At 61.3% G+C, this 18,951-nt stretch carries 18 protein-coding genes, 2 tRNA genes and 1 pseudogene; 9 read left to right on the forward strand and 12 right to left on the reverse strand.

All coding sequences use genetic code 11. The features are described from left to right. Window positions 1-13 precede the first annotated feature (13 nt). Window positions 14-1,039, reverse strand: coding sequence for an acetylserotonin O-methyltransferase (locus tag SPHS8_RS04560; RefSeq protein ID WP_236574967.1), 1,026 nt, complete (start codon window positions 1,037-1,039; stop codon window positions 14-16). Window positions 1,040-1,196: 157 nt separating this feature from the next. Between SPHS8_RS04560 and mtgA the strand changes: the two genes are divergently transcribed. Continuing rightward, entirely contained in the window at window positions 1,197-1,895 is a 699-nt protein-coding gene (mtgA, locus tag SPHS8_RS04565; RefSeq protein ID WP_201514350.1) for a monofunctional biosynthetic peptidoglycan transglycosylase, read from the forward strand. Window positions 1,896-1,942: 47 nt separating this feature from the next. On the opposite strand, the gene SPHS8_RS04570 is transcribed toward mtgA, so the two are convergent. The 6 genes from SPHS8_RS04570 to SPHS8_RS04595 all read right to left on the reverse strand — a co-directional run bounded on the left by SPHS8_RS04570 (window position 1,943) and on the right by SPHS8_RS04595 (window position 7,617). Then, window positions 1,943-2,440, reverse strand: a complete 498-nt coding sequence (locus tag SPHS8_RS04570; RefSeq protein ID WP_201514353.1) for a GNAT family N-acetyltransferase — start codon at window positions 2,438-2,440, stop codon at window positions 1,943-1,945. A gap of 185 nt (window positions 2,441-2,625) precedes the next feature. Next, the gene (clpX, locus tag SPHS8_RS04575; RefSeq protein ID WP_201514356.1) at window positions 2,626-3,894 is read right to left on the reverse strand and encodes an ATP-dependent Clp protease ATP-binding subunit ClpX; all 1,269 of its coding nucleotides are present in this window, start codon (window positions 3,892-3,894) and stop codon (window positions 2,626-2,628) included. 132 nt (window positions 3,895-4,026) lie between these two features. Further along, complete coding sequence (gene clpP / locus SPHS8_RS04580; RefSeq protein WP_097091734.1) at window positions 4,027-4,662, reverse strand: ATP-dependent Clp endopeptidase proteolytic subunit ClpP; 636 nt, start codon at window positions 4,660-4,662, stop codon at window positions 4,027-4,029. Between the two features lie 89 nt (window positions 4,663-4,751). Then, a complete protein-coding gene (locus tag SPHS8_RS04585) occupies window positions 4,752-5,729 on the reverse strand; it encodes a glycosyltransferase family 2 protein (protein WP_201514359.1) in 978 nt (325 codons plus the stop codon). Window positions 5,730-5,863: 134 nt separating this feature from the next. Further along, the gene (gene tig, locus SPHS8_RS04590; protein ID WP_201514363.1) at window positions 5,864-7,465 is read right to left on the reverse strand and encodes a trigger factor; all 1,602 of its coding nucleotides are present in this window, start codon (window positions 7,463-7,465) and stop codon (window positions 5,864-5,866) included. A gap of 67 nt (window positions 7,466-7,532) precedes the next feature. Next, window positions 7,533-7,617 (reverse strand) — tRNA-Leu (locus SPHS8_RS04595). Between the two features lie 117 nt (window positions 7,618-7,734). Between SPHS8_RS04595 and SPHS8_RS04600 the strand changes: the two genes are divergently transcribed. The 3 genes from SPHS8_RS04600 (at window position 7,735) to SPHS8_RS04610 (ending at window position 9,618) form a co-directional block, all read left to right on the forward strand. Further along, window positions 7,735-7,926, forward strand: coding sequence for a hypothetical protein (locus SPHS8_RS04600; protein WP_097092813.1), 192 nt, complete (start codon window positions 7,735-7,737; stop codon window positions 7,924-7,926). A 155-nt stretch (window positions 7,927-8,081) separates the two neighbouring features. Next, window positions 8,082-8,681: an RNA polymerase sigma factor gene (locus SPHS8_RS04605; protein ID WP_201514364.1), complete on the forward strand. Its 600-nt coding sequence runs from the start codon at window positions 8,082-8,084 to the stop codon at window positions 8,679-8,681. Beyond that, window positions 8,605-9,618, forward strand: coding sequence for a FecR family protein (locus SPHS8_RS04610; protein WP_201514367.1), 1,014 nt, complete (start codon window positions 8,605-8,607; stop codon window positions 9,616-9,618). Before SPHS8_RS04605 ends, SPHS8_RS04610 begins: the two co-directional genes overlap by 77 nt. Here the strand turns inward: SPHS8_RS04610 and SPHS8_RS04615 are convergent. After that, a complete protein-coding gene (locus SPHS8_RS04615) occupies window positions 9,615-10,313 on the reverse strand; it encodes an NAD-dependent deacylase (protein ID WP_201514368.1) in 699 nt (232 codons plus the stop codon). The two genes, SPHS8_RS04610 and SPHS8_RS04615, sit on opposite strands and share 4 nt — an antisense overlap. 105 nt (window positions 10,314-10,418) lie before the next feature. On the opposite strand from SPHS8_RS04615, the gene dapB reads away from it, so the two are divergent. The 4 genes from dapB (at window position 10,419) to SPHS8_RS04635 (ending at window position 12,490) form a co-directional block, all read left to right on the forward strand. Then, window positions 10,419-11,183 (forward strand): 4-hydroxy-tetrahydrodipicolinate reductase, encoded by a 765-nt coding sequence (gene dapB, locus SPHS8_RS04620; protein ID WP_201514369.1) that lies wholly within the window; start codon window positions 10,419-10,421, stop codon window positions 11,181-11,183. A 7-nt stretch (window positions 11,184-11,190) separates the two neighbouring features. Beyond that, window positions 11,191-11,850: an endonuclease III gene (gene nth / locus SPHS8_RS04625; protein WP_201514370.1), complete on the forward strand. Its 660-nt coding sequence runs from the start codon at window positions 11,191-11,193 to the stop codon at window positions 11,848-11,850. 103 nt (window positions 11,851-11,953) lie between these two features. Further along, window positions 11,954-12,340 (forward strand): hypothetical protein, encoded by a 387-nt coding sequence (locus tag SPHS8_RS04630; protein ID WP_097091739.1) that lies wholly within the window; start codon window positions 11,954-11,956, stop codon window positions 12,338-12,340. A gap of 73 nt (window positions 12,341-12,413) precedes the next feature. Continuing rightward, a tRNA-Arg gene (locus tag SPHS8_RS04635) sits at window positions 12,414-12,490 on the forward strand. Window positions 12,491-12,514: 24 nt separating this feature from the next. Here SPHS8_RS04635 and SPHS8_RS04640 read toward each other — a convergent pair. From SPHS8_RS04640 to SPHS8_RS04655, 4 genes and pseudogenes are all read right to left on the reverse strand, one after another. Continuing rightward, window positions 12,515-12,988 (reverse strand): annotated as a pseudogene (locus SPHS8_RS04640) (methylated-DNA--[protein]-cysteine S-methyltransferase); the annotation flags it as partial. 92 nt (window positions 12,989-13,080) lie between these two features. After that, complete coding sequence (locus SPHS8_RS04645) at window positions 13,081-15,978, reverse strand: M16 family metallopeptidase (protein ID WP_201514371.1); 2,898 nt, start codon at window positions 15,976-15,978, stop codon at window positions 13,081-13,083. Window positions 15,979-16,082: 104 nt separating this feature from the next. Continuing rightward, a complete protein-coding gene (locus SPHS8_RS04650; protein WP_201514373.1) occupies window positions 16,083-17,462 on the reverse strand; it encodes a DEAD/DEAH box helicase in 1,380 nt (459 codons plus the stop codon). A 293-nt stretch (window positions 17,463-17,755) separates the two neighbouring features. Continuing rightward, the gene (locus tag SPHS8_RS04655) at window positions 17,756-18,226 is read right to left on the reverse strand and encodes a pyridoxamine 5'-phosphate oxidase family protein (protein WP_201514380.1); all 471 of its coding nucleotides are present in this window, start codon (window positions 18,224-18,226) and stop codon (window positions 17,756-17,758) included. A 113-nt stretch (window positions 18,227-18,339) separates the two neighbouring features. On the opposite strand from SPHS8_RS04655, the gene SPHS8_RS04660 reads away from it, so the two are divergent. Next, window positions 18,340-18,915, forward strand: a complete 576-nt coding sequence (locus SPHS8_RS04660) for a NifU family protein (RefSeq protein WP_097091812.1) — start codon at window positions 18,340-18,342, stop codon at window positions 18,913-18,915. The last annotated feature ends 36 nt before the right edge of the window (window positions 18,916-18,951 follow it).

The following is an 18,951-nucleotide window of genomic DNA, read 5'->3' on the forward strand; positions in this document are numbered from 1 at the left end:
GGCTTTTTCTTGGCTATTTATACGCGATCGCGGCGCTGGCGGGGCCAGCCAGAGGCAATATTTCGCAGCGGGCAAATCCGGCTTCCAAGCACCATTGGCGGAAGTCGGCCCCCGTGAAGTCGAAGGCTTCGCCAAATTCGATGAGCATGTTGAGCGACATCAGCAGCCCGAAGATATTCTGCCGGCGTTCGTCATCGATGATGTTTTCGATGGCGACGAATGCTCCGCCCGGCGGAAGCGCTTGATACGCCTTGCCGATCAGCATCTTTTTTGCGTCCAGGTTCCAGTCGTGGAGGATCATGCCCATGGTGATCACATCCGCGCGCGGAAAGTCGTCCTCGAAAAAGTCGATCGATCCCGCTGTCACGCGGCCGCGTAACCCCGCTTCCCTGATGCGGCATTCCGCGATCGGTTGCACGACGGGCAAGTCATAGGACGCGCAGCGCATATGCGGCTGATGCCCGGCCACGAAGCAGGACAGTTGGCCGGTGGCTCCCCCGATGTCCACCAGCGTGCGGTAACGGCTGAAATCAAAGCTCCGGGCAAAAGCTTCGAAATTCGCCATCGACACGCCGCTCATGGCATCCATGAACTGCTCCAGCCGTGCCGGATCAGCATAGAGACTATCGAACATCGAACGGCCGGAAATCTTCACCTCATTCTGCGGCTTCCCGGTTTTGAGCGCAGGCGTCAGATCTGCCCAGAAGCGGAACAGCCGGGCACCAGCCATTTCCAGTATGCCGCCGATATATTGAGGGCTATGGCGGTCGAGATAGAGTGCGGTCGCTGGAGTATTGGAATAGCGCCCGTCCGCGCCCGCGCCTTCCCTTTCCAGCAAGCGGAGTGAAACCAGCGCGTCGAGAAAGTCATAGGTCGCGCGCGGATGCAGCTCCAAGGCTTTCTCCAGTTCAGGCCCGGTCATCGGTCGGTCGGCCAGTTGCGTGAAGAGGCCGAGTTCAACGGCGCTGAGCAGCGTCTTTGATGCCCAGAAGCCCATGCCGATCTGAAGGATATGGTCGGGTGGAATATCGGGTCGCATAGTCACTCCTCTCCCTTCACAGACATCTGGCGAGACAGCAGCGACCCTTTTGAAGCAGCATAACACGGAACAGGGCAGAGGTGCAGCCCGATAGCCGGGCGCATTTTCGATGCGGTGCAATCTTGAACGCACTGGCGTTCCCGCTACGAGAAACGAAATGAGCCCTACAGCTTCCCCTCCTCGACGCCGCCGGTTCCGCTGGGTCCGCGCCTTCTTCAAGCTTATCGGCGCGTTCGTTGTCCTGTCTCTGCTGCTGGTATTGATCTATCGCTTCGTGCCGCCGCCCGTGACGCTCACGATGCTGATGGACCCCAATGGGATCACCAAGGATTGGACCAGCCTGGACGAGATCGACCCGAATATGGCGCGGGCTGCGATCGCCGGAGAAGACAGCCGTTTTTGCAGCCATCATGGTTTCGATGCGGTCGCGATCACGCAGGCGCTGCGGCACAATGCCAGTGGCGGACGGATAAGAGGCGGATCGACCATCAGCCAGCAGACCGCGAAGAACGTGTTTCTGTTCCAGGGCGGCGGCTTCATCCGCAAGGGCTTTGAAGCTTGGTTCACCGTCCTGATCGAGGCGATCTGGGGAAAGCGGCGGATCATGGAAGTCTATCTGAACGTCGCCGAAACCGGGATCGGGACTTATGGGGTGCAGGCAGGCGCGATGCGCTATTTCAATCATGGCGCGGCCAAGCTGACGCGAGCGGAGGCCGCCAGGATCGCAGCCGTGCTGCCTCTGCCCAAGAAGCGCGCGGCGATCACCCCACGCGGCTTCACCCGACGCTATGGCAACAGCATCACGGCGCGGATTGGGGTGGTGCAACGGGATGGATTGGATAGCTGCGTGCGGTGAAACTCAATCTGCTACAAGCGTGAGGCAGGCATATCATTCCCAGTAAATCACCCCGTAAATCCAGGCGCGTAGGTGACGCTACCTGAGGGCACGTGCTGAGCATTGAGCGTCAAGCGCATGAAATATTCAGGGGGCGCGCCTTCATAGCGTAAGCGATCATCCTGTTCGAAGCCGAAGCGGCGATAATAAGCCGGATCACCCAACACGACGCACCCGCCGGCTTCCAACGAGCTAAGCTGCGCCAGCCCTGCCCTGATCAAGGCCGAACCGATCCCTTGACCGTGACGGTCTGGCCGCACCGACACGGGGCCAAGTCCATACCAATTGCAATGCTGCCTGTTGATCATGATCGGCGAGAACGCCACATGGCCCAACAGATGGTCGCCATCGATCGCGACCAGCGAGACCAGGAGATCGCCTGCTTCACGCAATCTCTTGATGATGTCGGGCTCTGTATGATCACTGTGCGTCACATTGGCAAATGCCTGCGCCGTAACCTCAGCTATGGCTGAGCAGTCGCTTTCCCGTTCTTGTCGAATATGCATCCGCAGACCATAGCCGACATATAAGGGTGCCGACCAGTTCGCGCTGCTCGCGCCTAACCCTGCCCCTGCTGCGTGCGGGAGGGAAAGAAAGCTCTACCCCGCTCGAGGCGATCCGACATGCCACAAAAATAGGCTCCGCTGGTGCGATCCAGCGGAGCCTTTTTGCCGCGTCGAAGCTAGTGCCCTCAGGCTGCGTCTTCGGCGCGCTTATCCTTGTCGCTGAAAACGCGGATAGGTTCCTTCGTCCCGGCTACGACATCCTTGTCCACGACCACCTCGCCGACGCCTTCCATAGAAGGAAGGTCGAACATGGTGTCGAGCAGGATCGATTCCAGGATGGACCGCAGGCCGCGTGCCCCCGTCTTGCGCTCGATCGCCTTCCGGGCGATCGCCGTCAGAGCGTCGTCGGTGAAGCTGAGTTCGACATTTTCCATGTCGAACAGCTTGCCATATTGCTTCACCAGCGCGTTCTTGGGCTCGACCAGAATTTTGACCAGCGCGGCGACGTCCAGATCTTCCAGCGTCGCGATCACGGGCAGACGTCCGACGAACTCGGGAATGAGGCCGAACTTCAGCAGATCTTCCGGTTCGCTCTGGCGCAGCAATTCGCCAGTCCTGCGCTCCTCCGGGGCTGCCACATGGGCGCCGAAGCCGATCGACTTGGCTTCCAGACGGTCACCGATGATCTTTTCCAGGCCCGCGAACGCGCCGCCGCAGATGAAGAGGATGTTGGTCGTGTCGACCTGCAGGAACTCCTGCTGCGGATGCTTGCGGCCGCCCTGCGGCGGAACCGAAGCGGTCGTACCTTCCATCAGCTTCAGCAGCGCCTGCTGCACGCCCTCGCCAGACACGTCGCGTGTGATCGAGGGATTCTCGGCCTTGCGGCTGATCTTGTCGATCTCGTCGATGTAGACGATGCCGCGCTGCGCCTTTTCGACATTATAGTCGGAGGCCTGGAGCAGCTTGAGGATGATGTTCTCGACATCCTCGCCCACATAGCCCGCCTCGGTCAGGGTCGTGGCGTCGGCCATGGTGAAGGGCACGTCGAACGTCTTGGCCAGCGTCTGCGCGAGCAGCGTCTTGCCGCAGCCGGTGGGGCCGACGAGCAGGATGTTCGATTTGGCCAGTTCCACCTCGCCCGGCTTGGTGCCGTGGTTCAGGCGCTTATAGTGGTTGTGGACCGCGACCGACAGGACGCGCTTCGCCCGGTTCTGGCCGATCACATAATCGTCCAGCACATCGCAGATTTCCTGCGGGGTCGGCACGCCGCCATCCTTCTTGCCGACGAGACCGCCCTTGGTCTCTTCGCGGATGATGTCGTTGCACAGTTCCACGCACTCGTCGCAGATGAAGACGGTCGGCCCCGCGATCAGCTTACGCACCTCATGCTGCGACTTGCCGCAGAAGGAGCAGTAAAGCGTGCTTTTGGAATCGGAGCCTGTAAGCTTAGTCATTCGCCAATCTTTCCTCCCTGCCCCAAGCGAAAAACCGCGACGGCGAGGGATATTCTGGTCCTAGGATCATCCTAGACCGCGTCGCGCTGGTTTCACAAGGGGAGAAAACAGCGCGCGCGATTAAGATCCATGTCAGCTGTCAGTCGTTTCGGGAGCGGCCGGACGGCGGTCAAATACCTCGTCCACAAGGCCGAAAGCCTTCGCCTCTTCCGCTTCGAGGAAGGTATCGCGGTCCATAGCCCGCTCTACCTCTTCCAGCGACTTGCCGGTATATTTGACATAAAGGTCGTTCAGGCGGCGGCGAATCCTCAGGATTTCCTTCGCCTGAATCTCGATGTCCGACGCCATGCCCTGAGCGCCGCCCGACGGCTGGTGCACCATGATGCGCGCGTTGGACAGCGCGATGCGCTTGCCCGGCTCACCGGCGGCAAGCAGGAAGCTGCCCATCGAAGCGGCCTGACCGATGCAGACGGTGCCGACCTGCGGGCGGATATATTTCATGGTATCGTGGATCGCCATGCCCGCCGTAACGACACCGCCCGGCGAGTTGATGTACATCCAGATGTCCTTCTTCGGATTTTCCGACTCGAGGAACAGGAGCTGGGCGACGATCAGCGAGGCCATATGATCCTCGACCTGACCGGTCACGAAGATGATCCGTTCACGCAGCAGGCGGGAATAAATGTCGAAACTGCGCTCGCCGCGATTGGATTGTTCGATGACGATAGGAACAAGCGCAGCCATCGGATCAGACATGATATCGGTCATTTTGCTCTTTCAGGGTGATTTTTGCCCGCTCTCTACATCGGCACAAAAGCGGGCAGGTTCAAGGGGTACTGTGAGGAGCTGTCGCAGCTTCAATCGCGTGGTCCGAAATCCGACGGCGCGCGGAAGGTGAGATAGGCCAGGCGGCGGACTTCCCGCCGCCCGCGCACGACGGTGTCCAGGATTAGCCCGCACATTCCCGACAGCGTCGCGAGGATCATCAAACCAGTGACGAGGATCGCGGTGGGGAAGCGGGGAACAAGCCCGGTCTCAAGATAGGTGATGATCAGCGGCGTTGCGAGGATGATCCCCGTCAGCGCCAGCAACACCGCGAAGATGCCGAAGAAAAGTATCGGCTTTTCGATGCGGTAGAGTGTGAAGATCGTACGCAGGATGCGCCAGCCATCGCGGTAGGTCGACAGCTTGCTGGCCGAGCCTTCCGGCCGCGCACCATAAGCGGTCATGATTTCAGACACGGGCATGGCCAGTTCGAGCGCGTGGACACTGATTTCCGTTTCGATCTCGAAGCCAGCCGAAAGCACTGGAAAACTCTTCACGAACCGGCGTGAGAAGACGCGGTAGCCCGTCAATATGTCGGTGAAGCTCCGCCCGAACAGCTGCTTCAACAGGCTGGTAAGCGCCCAGTTGCCGAAGCGATGGCCCCGCCGATAAGCTTCCTCAACCTCGCTCCGCCGTGCGCCGACGACCATGTCGAGATTATCTTCCAACATCGCGGCGATAAGCCGGGGCGCGGCGGCCGCTTCGTAGGTCGCGTCCCCATCCGCCATGACATAGATGTCCGCGTCCACATCGGCGAACATGCGCCGGACGACATGGCCCTTTCCCTGCTGGGTCACTCGCCGGACGATAGCGCCCGCATTGGCGGCCAGTTCGTAGCTGCCGTCAGTGCTGTTATTGTCGAAGACATAGATGTCGGCTGCCGGGAGCGCACGGCGGAAGTCCTGCACCGTCTTCACGATGGCGCCGGCTTCATTATAGCAGGGCAGGATCACGGCAATGCGAGGACCCGTCGCCCCCTGCCCGCTTGCCACTGCCGGAAATTCCTTCATCTGCCCCATGCCTTCCGCCGAACGCCCCCTCGCTAGGACGGCCAAGATTAATATTTCGTCTGCCCCTCGCCAAAGGAAAAGCGCCCGCGCTTCCTGTCGAAGCCGGGCGCTCGTCCGTTCAGGCGTTGAGAGCCTTATTCAGCCTTGGCGGCAGCCTTCTTCGGAGCAGCCTTCTTCGCCTTGGGCTTTTCCTCAGCGGCGGCTTCTTCAGCTACGGCCTCATCCTTCTTGGCAGCAGCCTTCTTCGCGGGAGCCTTCTTGGCAGGGGCTTCTTCCGCCGCGGGCGCTGCTTCCTCAGCTTCGGCCGCCTTCTTCTTGGGCGCAGCCTTCTTGGCCTTGGGCTTTTCGTCATGATCATGGTGATCATGGCCGCAGCCGGGGCCGTGTACGTGGGGCTTCAGATCGCCATCTTCCGCTTCGATCGCAGCTTCCAGCTCTTCGCGGCTGACGGCACGATCGGTGACTTCGGCCTTGTCGAACAGGAAGTCGACGACCTTGTCCTCGTAAAGCGGCGCGCGCAGCTGGGCGGCCGCCATCGGATCCTGGCGGACATATTGAACGAAGCGCTCACGATCCTGCGGGCTGTACTGCTGAGCAGCCTGCATGATCAGACGGTTCATTTCCTGGTCGGAAACGGTCACCCCATTGGCCTGGCCGATTTCCGAGAGCAGAAGACCGAGGCGCACGCGACGAACGGCGATGGCGCGATAATCTTCCTTCTCCGCTTCCATTTCCTTCAGAGCGGCTTCCGGATCAGCCTCATGGCTGGCTTCATGCTGAAGCTGGGCCCAGATCTGGTTGAATTCGGCTTCCACCATGCTCGGCGGCACGTCGAAATCATGCGCAGCAGCCAGCTGATCGAGCAGCTTGCGCTTCATATAGGTGCGGGTCAGGCCGTTATGCTCCTGCTCGATCTGGCCCTTCAGAAGCTCCTTGAGCTTATCCAGACCTTCAAGACCGAGCGACTTGGCGAAATCATCGTCCAGCTTGGGCTTGTCGGCATCCAGGATGGCTTTCACCGTCACATCGAAGGTAGCTTCCTTGCCAGCCAGATGCGCCGCGCCATAATCTTCGGGGAAGGTGACGCTGATGGTCTTTTCTTCGCCCTTCTTGACGCCGGTCAGCTGCTCTTCGAAGCCCGGGATGAACTGGCCCGAACCGATCTTGAGCTTCACATCTTCGGCCGAACCGCCTTCAAAGGCTTCGCCGTCGACCTTACCGACGAAATCGATGGTCAGCGTGTCGCCATCCTTCGCCTTGTGCGAAGCGGCATGTTCTTCCAGCGCGCCCTGCTGGGTCGCGATGCGGCCAGCAGCCTCATCGACCTGCGAATCGGCGACTTCGACCGTCAGGCGCTCCAGCTTCAAACCTTCGATGCTGGGCGCGGCGATTTCAGGCAGCACTTCCAGCTCGACCTTCACCTCGGCGTCGTTGCCGAACTCAAAGCCTTCGTCCAGCTCGACGGACGGCTGCATCGCGGGGCGCAGCTTGTTGTCAGCGATCAGCTTCTGAATGCTTTCCTGGATCGAATTGTTGAGCGCGTCGCGCTGCAGCGATTCCCCATGCATCTTCTTGACGAGGTTGGCGGGAACCTTGCCAGGGCGGAAACCGGGCATGCGGACCTGCGGCGCAATCGTGGCCACTTCCTTTTCCACGCGGGCGTCGATGTCCTTCGACGTGATGGTCACGGTGTAGGCGCGCTTCAGGCCCTCGTTCAACGTCTCGACAGTCTGCATCTCTTCTCTCAAACGCTTTCTTCAGCTGAATTCAGGTGGCGCCTGACATGATCCAAGCCGGGCGCACTGGTGCGGGCGAAGGGACTCGAACCCCCACATCTTGCGATACCAGAACCTAAATCTGGCGCGTCTACCAGTTTCGCCACGCCCGCATCGGCCGCCGGTCGGCGCGGCATAGAGAAAAGCATCCGGGGAGGCAAGCAAATGTGGATAACTTGCCTGGAACTTGCGCAAGCCCCCGCGCGTAGCCTTCAACGAAGGAGAAAAGCATGGCCACTCAGCCCGACCCCGAGCCGATCGGCGTCCCCCCGCCCGATACGATCCAGCCGCAGTCTCCACCAGAGTCGCCCCCGCCTTCGACCCCGGATGAAACCCCAGCGGGCGAGCCGCCGGAAGTCGTGCCCACGCAGCCAGATTATGATCAGCCGGACCGCTCGGTCCCGGAGCTTCCACCGGACTGATCCTGATTCCGTGCGAAATTTACACGGGCGGCGAAAATTTTTCGCCGCTTTATCCAGATCGACCTTCCGGCGCTGGACAGGCCCCTGCAAGCATGATTGAACTGTGACAGATAAAAGAAAGCGGGAGAGGCGCGGCTGACATCAAGGGGGTCAACGTGCATCGTGTTCGCGCCAAGTTAGACTGGTTCAAGACCGTAATTCTTCCTCAAGAAGCCGCCCTTCGCGGTCGGCTCCGGAGGATACTCCCTTCCACCCATGAGCTTGACGACATGGTGGCAGAGGTCATGGCCCGCGCCTTCGCCACCGAAAATTGGGAAAATGTCACCACAGGACGCGCATACCTGTTCACCATCGCCCGCAACCTGGTGATCGACAATGCCCGGCGCAACAAGGTGGTGAGTTTCGAAACCATCGCAGACCTTGAGCTGTTGCAAGGCAACAGCAATGTCGAAGCTCAACTGCACGCACGCGAGGCGCTGCGCCAGATCGAAGCCATCGTGGAATCCCTGCCGCCGCAATGCCGTAGGGTTTTTATCCTTCGACGGATTCACGAAAGGTCGATGCTCGAAATAGCGGCGGAGATGTCCCTATCCGTTTCTACAGTTGAAAAACATCTGGCCAAAGCCATCGCTATAGTTATGCGGGCTTGGTCAGAACGCGAGGAAACGGATTTCGAACGTGCAAGCGTCGGGGCCAGGATCACAAAGCAGGGAAGAGGTCGAGGCGGAAGCCGCGCGCCTGCTGGCAAAGCTTAACAGCAATCCGACTGCCCAAGACGAAGCCGACATTTGCGCCTGGATCGAAGCAGATCCGCGCCACGCAATCGCTTATGCGCGCGCGGAGGCTGCCTGGGAAGCTGCGGAACGACTGAAAAGCGCGGCGGCTGAGGTCAATCTGCCCCCCGTCAGCGAGGTCGTTACTGAAGAGCAGCAGCGCCGCCTGTCGCGCAATATAATGATCGTCGCTGGCATTGCGGTGATCCTGTTCATCCTTGCCGCGATCGTCACGGTCCGCACCTTTAACGATGTCGATCATCACGAAACGCGAATCGGCGAAATCCGCACGATCATTTTGCCTGATGGTTCCCGCCTTCACCTCAACAGCGACAGCGCGGTCGATGTCCGCTTCACGAGCAACGGCCGCAAGGTTAGGCTGTTGAAGGGAGAAGCCGCTATCGAGGTTGCCCCGGACGCGCAGCGCGAATTCGATGTGGAGGCACGGTCTGCAATCGTGCGCGCGCGGGATACGGCGCTGAACCTGCGCCTTCGGCCATCCCTGATCGAACTGACGGTTACAAAGGGCACCGCCATCGTGAGTTGCGGCAATCGCCCGCCGCGCCAGGTCGCTGCGGGTAATGGCGCGGTGCTGCAGCCACGAAGCTTCGTGCTGACCCGGCTCGACCCAAATGTCGTCCGGCAACGCACGGCATGGCGTAAGCAATTGGTGCACCTGGAGGGGGAAACCATCGAACAGGCGGCCGGGGAGTTTAATCGCTACCGGGACGCGCCGATCCTGATCGGAGATGCCCGCGTATCCGCGCTGCGCATCGGCGGTGAATTCCACATAGGCGACAGCGGCAAGTTCCTGTCGCTACTTCAATCTCGCTTGCCCGTACGGGCGGTGAGCGGAGACGACGGGTCGATCATGCTTCTTTACCGCGACGCCCCCATCACAGGAGACAGCGGGATCTAGGCCAGCAGTCGCCGGACGAGATCCGGTACAAGTTCGCTGGCCGGGCCGATGCGGCTCTCTTCAAAATAGAAGCTGCCTGCAGAGGGTTCCAGATTCAATTCCAACGTGCGTGCCCCTGCGTGGCGTGCCGTTTGGACGAAACCTGCGGCTGGATATACCGCTCCGGACGTGCCTATGGATAGAAACAGGTCTGCCCGTCGCAGTGCCGTATCGATGAAGTCCATCTGATAGGGCATTTCACCGAAGAAGACGATGTCGGGACGCAGGCTTTTCCTGCTGCAGGCCGGGCATTGCGAGCCGGGCGGCAGCGGGTCGGACCAGGGCAATGACTCGCCGCAGGCAGTGCAGAGTGCGGACCGAAGCTCCCCATGCATATGGATCAGGCGCCGGGCGCCGGCTCGTTCATGAAGATCATCGACATTCTGGGTGACGATGAGCAGATCGCCGGGCCATCGAGCGTCCAGTTCCGCCAAGGCGTGATGAGCGGCATTAGGTTGAACTTCGTTCAATTTCGCGCGCCGCTCGTCATAGAAGCGATGCACCAGCGCAGCATTGCGCTCCAGCGCCTCTGGCGTGCAGACATCTTCGACCCGATGCCCTTCCCACAAACCGTCGGGCCCACGAAAAGTCGCGAGGCCGCTCTCGGCCGAAATGCCCGCGCCGGTCAGGATCACGATATTGCGGATGTCTTCCATCGTGCCATCATGTCTCCTGTTCCGGCCGAAAGCTACAGCTTCGCAGATGACAAGCCAGAACCATTCTGGCATCGGGCGAGCAGATTTCCAGGGATGAGCGGCATCATGACGAAGATCGGATTATTCGGCGCAGCAGGCCGCATGGGGCGCGCGATCGCCCAAGTCGCCGTTGAAGCGGGGCTGACCATCAGCGGCGGGACGGATCGCGACGGCGGCGGTGATCTGCTGCCGGGTATGCCCATCACGGCCGATCCGCTCGCACTCGCCCATAAGAGCGACGTGCTGATCGACTTTTCCGTTCCTGGCGCCCTTGCCGCCCATCTCGATGCCTGCCTCGACGCAGGTAAGCCCGTGCTGATCGGCACTACTGGACTTGAGCAGGCGCACCATCAGCTGATCGACAGCGCCGCGCAGCACATTCCGGTTCTGCAGACGGGAAACACGTCACTCGGCGTAAACCTGCTGGCGGCGCTGGTCGACCAGGCCGCTGCGCGCCTGGGCGATGACTGGGACATCGAGATTGTCGAAATGCACCACCGGCACAAGGTCGATGCGCCGTCCGGTACTGCCCTCCTCTTGGGGAACGCGGCAGCCCATGGGCGAGGCATCGATCTAGCCGCCAACAGCGAAAGCGGGCGTGACGGGATCACGGGCGCGCGCAAGCAAGGTACGATCGGCTTCGCCGCCTTGCGTGGCGGATCGGTAGCGGGCGACCATCAAGTGATCTTCGCGGCCGATGGCGAACGGATCGAACTTGGCCATCGCGCCGAAAGCCGGGTCATCTTCGCACGTGGCGCTGTAAAGGGTGCGAACTGGCTGATCGGCCAGCCTGCCGGACGCTATGACATGAAGGCGGTGCTTGGCCTTTGATCCGGCGATGAACAAGGATCAAATCTTCGATTTTTTCAGCCGCCTTGCGGAAGCCAATCCGGCGCCCCGCACCGAGCTGGAATATGGCAACGACTATCAGCTTCTGGTCGCGGTCGTCCTGTCCGCACAGGCGACGGACGTGGGCGTCAACAAGGCGACGCGTGCGCTTTTCCAGCAGGTGGAGACGCCTGCCGAGATGGTAGCGCTGGGCGAGGAAGGGCTGAAGCAGCACATCAAGACGATCGGCCTGTTCAATGCCAAGGCAAAGAATGTCATCGCCCTTTCGGAAATCTTGGAGCGCGATTTCGGCGGAGAGGTGCCGCAGGACCGCGATGTGCTGACCACGCTGCCGGGGGTCGGGCGGAAAACCGCCAATGTGGTGATGAACACGGCTTTCGGGCACGAAACCTTCGCGGTCGACACACATATTTTCCGCGTCGGCAATCGCACCGGCCTTGCCCCCGGGAAGACGCCCCTCGCTGTCGAACTCAAGCTGGAGAAGCGGGTCCCTGGCCCTTTTCGCCGGGATGCGCACCATTGGCTCATCCTTCACGGCCGATATGTATGCAAGGCACGGCGGCCGGAATGCTGGCGCTGCATCGTGGCAGATTTTTGCCGCTACAAGCCCAAGACCCCTCCTCCCAAAGCCGCATCGAAAACCGGCTGACCCTTCGCCATTATCCTGCGGTTCAGACAAGCTATGCTATGAAACAGTCGGTACGCGTCTGTTGGCGACGTGTGCCCCTTAACGATAATGAGGAGAGACAAGCATGTCCGTCCCTGTTTCCCCAGCGCTGCGGCTGGGCGTCGCCGTGGCCCTCATGTCCCTGGTCGCCCCAGCGACCGCCAAGACGCGGCCTGACAATCTGGTTGCGAATGGCAAGCCCGTTGACTGCGTGCAGATAAATTCGATCCGGCAGACCGATGTCCGCGACGACCGGACGATCGACTTTATTCTGAACGGCAACAAGGTATACCGCAACATCCTGCCAAACAGCTGCCCCAGCCTCGGCTTCGAGCGCCGTTTCATGTACAAGACGAGCCTTTCGCAGCTCTGCTCGGTGGACATAATCACGGTGTTGTACAGCTCGCCCAACCTGATGCGAGGCGCGAGCTGCGGGCTCGGCAAGTTCCAACCGATGAAGAAGATCAAATAGTCGGCGCGTCGCTATTTTGGTGCTGGCGTCAGCAGTTGTGCTTTGCTAAGCGGCGCTTCGCACCAAGCGACACGCACCCATAGCTCAGCTGGATAGAGCGTTGCCCTCCGAAGGCAAAGGCCAGAGGTTCGAATCCTCTTGGGTGCGCCACTTTCCTCCATTTTTAAGCACCGCCTGCTCATGATCCAGCAGGTATCGCTTGGCCTCGAGGCCACCAGCAAAGCCGGTCAGCGCTCCCGCCGATCCGATCACCCTGTGGCATGGCGCGATGATGGAGATCGGATTGCGCCCGTTCGCCGCCCCGACCGCACGCGATGCCGTAGGGCGGCCGATGTCCGCTGCTATCGCGCCGTAACTGCGCACTTCTCCGAACGGGATGCGAAGCAGAGCCGCCCAGACCTGTTTCTGAAAGGCGGTGCCCTGGAAATCGAGCGGCAGATCAAAGCTGGTCAGGTGGCCTGAAAAATAGGCGCCCAGTTGCCTCGAAGTTTCGCCGAGCAGCGGATGGCCTGGCACCCTCTCTCCGCGGTCTATCCGCACACGGCGCGGGTCATCATTTTCCCATAGAAGCGCGGCAAGGCCCATGTCGCTGACGATCATGGTGAGATCGCCGACCGGCGACGGAAATATGTCAAAGGCGGATGTCATGGCGCGGCCCTTCTGCTGATGGATGGGCCGCAGCATAATCCGCTTGGTGCGGCATTGGCTTCCTGCTTCTTGCCGTCAAAGCAGCTGCCCTTTCAGCGCGCTTCCACGCCCTCGGGCAGGACGACGGCTGACCAGCTCTTGCCAGCGATCAAATATTTGGCGGCAAGCGCCTGGAGCTGGGCGGGCGTTACCGACAGCATGTCCTTGGCCATGGTCTGCATGGCCTGGACATATTGCGGGTTCTGGGTCGCGCCTTCCATCTGGTTCATCCAGAAGGCGTTGCCAGTGCTCGCCCGCATCAAAAGCTGGCGCATCGGCGCGACGGCACGCTGCAATTCATCATCGCTTACCGGATTTTTGGCGAGGTCGGCCGCCGTGTCCTTAACAACGCCGTAGAAATAGTTGACGCGGTCGGGCCGAACCTGGCTGGTCACCAGAATGTAGCCGCCACTTTCATACGAGAAAGGCCAGTTATTCTGCACGCTCGGCGAGTAGGCGGCACCTTCCGTCGATCTCAACCGGTCGAACAGACGATCGTTGAAAATCTGGGTCAATATTTCGAGCTGCCGCGCTTCCTTCGTGAGCGTGAAGCCGCCCGCCGTCGGCCACGCCATGACGGCGGCTGCCTGTTCCTTGTCGCCCTTGTGACGCAGGACCACAGGCGTTGAGACAGGAGCGGGGAAACGCATCTGCTTGTTCACGGCAGGAACGGGGACATCCGCCCGGGCCGGCAGGGCGCCGAAAGTTGCTGCCACTGCCTGTATCGCCTCATCCGGCTTCACCTGGCCGAATATCTGCACCTCGATCGGTCCGGACGCGAGCAGCGGTTCCCAGGTTGCGCGGAACGCCTGCGGGGTCAGCGCATCGATTTCCTCGCGCGATGGCGTGCGGAAGCGCACATCCTTGTCGTGCAGCAGCCAATTGAGATCGCGCGCCAGCACCGAATCCGGGGCGCGGCCCATGGCGTCATAGGCAACGGCGGTGCCCGTCTTGACCCGCGCGATCGGCGCCGGGTCCCAACCAGGCGCGGCCAATTTGGTCGCGAACAATTGTAGCTGGTCCCGATAATCGGCGGGGCGTGTCACGGCCTGCATTTCGAAGGCGTCGTCGTCGATGGAGAAATCCATCCCCATGCGGCGGCCGTTCGTGAGGTCGTCCAATTCACGCTGGCCAAGCTTGCCGATGCCGCTCGCCACCAGAGCATAGTTGGCCGCCCAACCCGGAACCGGCTTGGTTGGGGAAAAGGCCTGCTGACCATGCCCAAAACGGACATTGATCCGCACCTTTTCCGTTTCCGCATCATTGGCGAACAAGGTGAGCTTCACACCGTTGGCAAAAGTGATGCTCTCCATGCCGGGGAGCCCGACCTGTGTCCTGGAGACCACTTTCCCCGGCGCTCCGAGCTTTGGCAGATCCGCCATGGTGACCGCCTTGTCCGCCAGCCGGGCGTTGGTGGCCGCCTTGACGGGCGCAGCTACGGCTGCGGCGAGTTTGGCGTCGGCTCCGGGTACAAGCTTGCCTGTGATCAAAAGCGCCCGGAACACGCCAGCCGAGAATAGGCGGCGGGTCGAATCCAGTATCTTCTGGGGCGTCATCGCCGGTTTGCCGGAGCGGAATATGTCGAGCGCGGCTTGAGGACTGACTGTCGTTTCCCGAATGTCCACTGCACTGACCAGATCGCTGGCCTGCTTGGCGCCAGCTTCCGTATCGGCATTTTCGACCTGGATAGCCAGTGCGGTGTCGATCTGCGCATATTCGCGGTCGATTTCGAGCTGGCTGGGCGGGCTGGCCTTTGCGTCCTCGATAATGGCCCGCACGTCACCGAGCGCCTTTTCCCAATTGTCGCCCGACGGGACGATCGTCACGAAAGTGCCGTCTGCCGATCGGCTGACATCCTGCTGATCGACGCTTGCCTGAATGAAGCTGCCACCGCTGCGGGCAACCTGTTCAAGGCGGCGGCTGATGATCTGCAGCGCGAGCATGTCTGTCAGCTTGTCCTGATTATAGACGATCGTGTCCGCATGCGGCTTCCATGGGCGCAGCCACGCCATGGTCAGGCCCGTGGGCGCACCGGGTTCGACGGCGACGCTGGTCGCGGGAGCCTTGGGATTCGGCTCGCCGAAGTCTGGCAGCGCAGCGCCTTTCCCTGGGACGGACCAGGACGCGAAATTGTCCTTGATCATCTGCTCCGCAACAGCGGGATCGATATCGCCAGCGATCGAGATCACCGCATTTTCCGGACGATACCAACGCTGATGGAAAGCTTCCATCCGGGCTGCGGTGGCGGCATTCAGCGTTGCGACCGTTCCGATCGGGCTGCGATCGGCAAGGGGCTGACCGGCGAAGAAATGGCGGCGGCTCGCGTCGGAGATGCGCATTTGCGGCCCATCGCCTTCGCGGCGTTCGGCGAGCACGACCGCGCGCTCCGCCGCCACAGCGCTGTCGATGATGTTGGGGTCGGCCATCATACCGGCAAGGATCTTCATGCTCTCGCCAAGACTTGCTGGCGTCGCTTGCGGCAGGTCCAACGCATAGGTGGTGCCGGTGGGGGTCGTCTGCGCGTTGCTGTCGCTGCCGAAGGTCACGCCGAGCCGCTGCCATATCCGCTTGGATTCGCCGTCGGGCACGTGGCGCGATCCGCGAAAGGTCAGATGCTCCATGAAATGCGCGTAGCCCTGCTCATCCGGCCGCTCCATCAAGGAGCCGACGTCCATGCGAAGGCGCACCGAAACCTGGCCGGGCGGAACGCCGTTACGGCGGACGGCATAGCGCAGGCCGTTGGGCAACGTGCCGAACCGCCAGGCCGGGTCGATGGGCACGTCGCTATTTTCGTAGAGCCATGGCCTGACCTGCGCCTGCGCACTACCGGCAACAGGGGCCGCTTTCGTGGTCGTCGGATCAGTTCGAGCCGAAAGGGACGCAGGCGAGCCCGACAGCAGCAGTGCGATGACGGACAGCGAAACGGCAGGACGCCGGAAAGAAAAGCTCATGGCGTCATAGCCTAGAGCCAAAATTCTGAATGGCTACTGACAAAGAGCATCCCGGCTCTCCGCAGGATTCAGGACGGCGCCGCGCAGCGCCATCCTGTCGAACTTCAGCGGCCCCCGGTTTTCTGCACGGCACCCTTGTGCGCGCCGACGCCGCCCCGGTTGCGGCGGAAGTTCTTCTTTGCGGGCTTGGCATCGCCATCGGGACGATGGGCGCGTTCGGCGGTGCCGCGCGGCTGCTGCTTCTGCTGATCCTGATAGCGGCGCTGGCCATCGGCGCGGCGTGCCTTCTGCTCCGGCGTCTGCTCGCGGCCCTTGCGCTGCGGCGCTGCCTTGGGAAGATTGCGGACAGCTTCGACGAAGTTCTCCGGCAGGGGCACGATATCGAGCTTCACCTTGGTGGTCCGTTCGATCGCTTTCAGATAGGGCCGCTCATCATCGGCCACGAAGCTGATGGCGACGCCTTCCGCCCCTGCCCGTGCCGTGCGGCCGATGCGGTGGACATATTGCTCGGGCACATTGGGAAGCTCGAAATTGATGACATGGCTGACGCCGGACACGTCGATGCCGCGCGCGGCGATGTCGGTGGCGACGAGCAGCTTCACATGACCATGACGGAATGCCTGGAGAGCCGTGGTGCGCTGCGCCTGGCTCTTGTTGCCATGAATAGCCACGGCCTGAATGCCAGCACCTTCGAGGAAGCGGACGACGCGATCGGCGCCGTGCTTGGTCCGGGTGAAGATCAGCGCACGGTCGATCGGCTCGTTCCGGATGGTGAGGTTCAGCAGCGCCTGCTTTTCCGCCTGGTTGACGAAGGTCGCCTGCTGGCGGACGCGTTCGGCAGTGGTGGATTGCGGGGCGACGCTGACCTTGACCGGATCATGCAGGAACTGCGCGGCAAGTGCCTCGATCTCTCCGGGCATGGTGGCGGAGAAGAAGAGGTTCTGCCGGTCCTTGGGCAGCAGCTTGGCGATACGCTTCAGCGGATGGATGAAGCCCATGTCCATCATCTGGTCGGCCTCATCGAGGACGAAGATTTCCGTGTCCTTGATGGTGAATGCGCGCTGGTCGATCAGGTCGAGGAGACGGCCGGGCGTGGCAACGACGATGTCGACGCCGCGGCCTAGTGCGCGGATCTGCTTGTTGATTGGCACGCCGCCGAAGACGACTTCGACCGACAGCTTCATGAAGCGGCCATAGTCGCGGAAGCTCTGCGCGATTTGGGCGGCGAGTTCGCGAGTTGGGGAAAGGACGAGCATCCGGCAACCCTGCAGCGGAGTCGGCTTGGGATTGCGGGCGAAATAGTCGAGGCTCGGAAGCGCGAAGGCAGCGGTTTTGCCGGTGCCGGTTTGCGCGATGCCGCACAGGTCCTTGCCCTGAAGCAGAACGGGGATCGCCTGCGTCTGGATGGGGGTGGGATTGGCGTATTTCTTGGCGGCGAGCGCCTTCAGGATGGGCTCGGCGAGACCAAGGTCGGTGAAATGCATGAATGAACTCTCGAAATAAAAAGGCTCAGGCGCCAACGAGTTGCATATCGCAACTGGACGCAAGGCGGGTTGCGAAACGACCCGCGTGAATAGGGAAGCCTCAAAAGCTTGGCGCAGACTTTCATTGGCCGGCCCCGCAACCCTTTATGTTCAAAGGGCCGGAACGATCACGCTGCCAATCGCTAATGGGCCATGAAGGCCGCCCGCTGCGCTGCGCCGCATATGCATTCATTCATGCAAAAAAGCAAGGGCCCCGCGCGAACGGAGCCCTTCGACCGCAGATTGAAGACAGATTAGAGCGACACTTCCACATGCTTGCCGCGCATTTCGTCACGCACATCGCCGCCGAACAGCTGCTTGAAGACGCCGCCGAGCGACATGTCGGCGCGCCAGATTTCCGCATGGCCAAGGTCGAAGCGGAGCATGAGCAGATTTGGATCCTGCCGCCCGCCCGGATACCAGGCCGCGACTTCGTGGGTCCAATAGCGGTCGATCACCGCCGGATCGGTTTCCTCCACAAGGGTGCCGTCGATGCACGCGAAGAGATAATGGCCCTTGCCCGAAAACTGCGCCATCGCGGGGCCACCGGCAGCGAGACGATTTTCCTTCGTCGTGTAGAACCAGAAGCAGTGGTTCGCGCCAGGATCAAGCTGCGCGGTCATCGGGAGGCTATGTTCATGCGATCCCTGCAATCCAATCATCAGAAAGGGGCTTTCCGACAATTCGGTCCAGAAACGATGGCGGATATCGGACTCGTTGCTCATCCTCATTCTCCTGTTCATCCAAACATGGGTTTAATCGACAGCAACTGGCGAAGTTCCCCCAAAAGCCCGTCTGGACGCTTGATCTTGCGCCCCCTTCTCTCCACATAGCGGCCATGCTGATCGAGACCGAACCAACGCCCAATCCGGCGACCGTCAAGTTCATCCCCGGCCGGGTGGTCATGGGCATGGGCACGCGCGATTTCGCGACGCCCGAGGAAGCCGAAGCTTCCCCCCTCGCCTCTGCGCTATTCGGCCTGGGCGACGTGACCGGCGTCTTTTTCGGCGGCGACTTCATTTCGGTCACGATCGCGCCCGGCGCGCAGTGGAGCGACGTGAAACCGGATATCCTGTCGATCCTGCTGGAGCATTTTTCGGCGAACATGCCGCTGTTCACGCCTGGATCGGCGGGCGAGATCTTCATCCCCGAGGAAGAAGAGCAATTTGCCGACGACCCGGCCGATGCGGAGATCGTCGCGCAGATCCGCGACCTGATCGACACGCGCGTGCGGCCCGCCGTCGCCAATGACGGCGGCGACATCGTCTATCGTGGCTTCGATCGCGGGACGGTCTATCTGCGGATGCAGGGCGCCTGTTCCGGCTGCCCGTCATCGAGTGCCACGTTGAAGAACGGCATCGAGCAACTGCTGAAACATTATGTTCCCGAGGTGACGGAAGTACGCGCCGTCTGAAACAGGAGCGGCGGCGTTTGGCAAATCGATCCGGAT

It is taken from the genome of Sphingobium sp. S6 (genome assembly GCF_905120495.1).
Taxonomy (GTDB): domain Bacteria; phylum Pseudomonadota; class Alphaproteobacteria; order Sphingomonadales; family Sphingomonadaceae; genus Sphingobium; species Sphingobium agri.

Coding starts and splice junctions, on each gene's coding strand:
- dapB (WP_201514369.1), top strand. CDS start 10,419: ATGACGAAGATCGGATTATTCGGCGCAGCAGGCCGCATGGGGCGCGCG.
- SPHS8_RS04570 (WP_201514353.1), bottom strand. CDS start 2,440: ATGCATATTCGACAAGAACGGGAAAGCGACTGCTCAGCCATAGCTGAG.
- clpX (WP_201514356.1), bottom strand. CDS start 3,894: ATGACTAAGCTTACAGGCTCCGATTCCAAAAGCACGCTTTACTGCTCC.
- SPHS8_RS04615 (WP_201514368.1), bottom strand. CDS start 10,313: ATGGAAGACATCCGCAATATCGTGATCCTGACCGGCGCGGGCATTTCG.
- clpP (WP_097091734.1), bottom strand. CDS start 4,662: ATGACCGATATCATGTCTGATCCGATGGCTGCGCTTGTTCCTATCGTC.
- SPHS8_RS04560 (WP_236574967.1), bottom strand. CDS start 1,039: ATGCGACCCGATATTCCACCCGACCATATCCTTCAGATCGGCATGGGC.
- mtgA (WP_201514350.1), top strand. CDS start 1,197: ATGAGCCCTACAGCTTCCCCTCCTCGACGCCGCCGGTTCCGCTGGGTC.
- SPHS8_RS04655 (WP_201514380.1), bottom strand. CDS start 18,226: ATGAGCAACGAGTCCGATATCCGCCATCGTTTCTGGACCGAATTGTCG.
- SPHS8_RS04650 (WP_201514373.1), bottom strand. CDS start 17,462: ATGCATTTCACCGACCTTGGTCTCGCCGAGCCCATCCTGAAGGCGCTC.
- SPHS8_RS04660 (WP_097091812.1), top strand. CDS start 18,340: ATGCTGATCGAGACCGAACCAACGCCCAATCCGGCGACCGTCAAGTTC.
- tig (WP_201514363.1), bottom strand. CDS start 7,465: ATGCAGACTGTCGAGACGTTGAACGAGGGCCTGAAGCGCGCCTACACC.
- nth (WP_201514370.1), top strand. CDS start 11,191: ATGAACAAGGATCAAATCTTCGATTTTTTCAGCCGCCTTGCGGAAGCC.
- SPHS8_RS04585 (WP_201514359.1), bottom strand. CDS start 5,729: ATGAAGGAATTTCCGGCAGTGGCAAGCGGGCAGGGGGCGACGGGTCCT.
- SPHS8_RS04600 (WP_097092813.1), top strand. CDS start 7,735: ATGGCCACTCAGCCCGACCCCGAGCCGATCGGCGTCCCCCCGCCCGAT.
- SPHS8_RS04630 (WP_097091739.1), top strand. CDS start 11,954: ATGTCCGTCCCTGTTTCCCCAGCGCTGCGGCTGGGCGTCGCCGTGGCC.
- SPHS8_RS04645 (WP_201514371.1), bottom strand. CDS start 15,978: ATGAGCTTTTCTTTCCGGCGTCCTGCCGTTTCGCTGTCCGTCATCGCA.